1 protein-coding gene is annotated in these 592 nt (G+C 67.4%); it reads left to right on the top strand.

The window, feature by feature from the left end; genetic code table 11:
- A partial coding sequence (locus E1294_RS52155) for a condensation domain-containing protein (protein ID WP_132520826.1) occupies positions 1-592 on the top strand: 592 nt, incomplete at both ends.

Raw genomic sequence — 592 nt, 5'->3', positions numbered from 1 at the left:
CGCCTGCGTGAGCGTGGCATCGCGACGGACGTGCGGACGGTGTTCTCGGCTCCGACCGTGGCCGGACTGGCCGAGGCCACCGCCACCGGTCCGGGGGACGCCGTCGTGGTTCCAGTCAATCTGATCGGCGAGGACGCCACGGTGATCACGCCGGACCTGCTGCCGCTGGTCGAGCTGTCTCAGGAGCAGATCGATCGGGTCGTCGCGCAGATCCCCGGCGGGGTCGCGAACGTGCAGGACATCTACACCCTGGCGCCATTGCAGGAGGGGATGCTCTTCCACCATCTGATGTCGCCGGACAGCGACGCTTACGTGTTGTCGAACCTGCTGGCCGTGGATACGCGGGAGCGCCTCGACGGGTTCCTCGCCGCGTTGCAGACGGTGATCGACCGGCACGACGTGCTGCGCACCTCCTTCCACTGGGAGAGCCTTCCCCAGCCCGTCCAGGTTGTGTGGCGTCAGGCGCCGCTGAGCGTGGAACAAGTCGATGCCACTGTTCTGGCGAACCCCGTCCATCGGATGGATATGGGCACCGCCCCGCTCGTGCGGGTGCTGGTCGCGCACGATGTGGAGAACGGTCGGTGGTTGTTGC

This window comes from Nonomuraea diastatica (genome assembly GCF_004349015.1).
Lineage (GTDB): Bacteria > Actinomycetota > Actinomycetes > Streptosporangiales > Streptosporangiaceae > Nonomuraea > Nonomuraea diastatica.
This window is presented reverse-complemented; position numbering and strand designations above follow the sequence as displayed.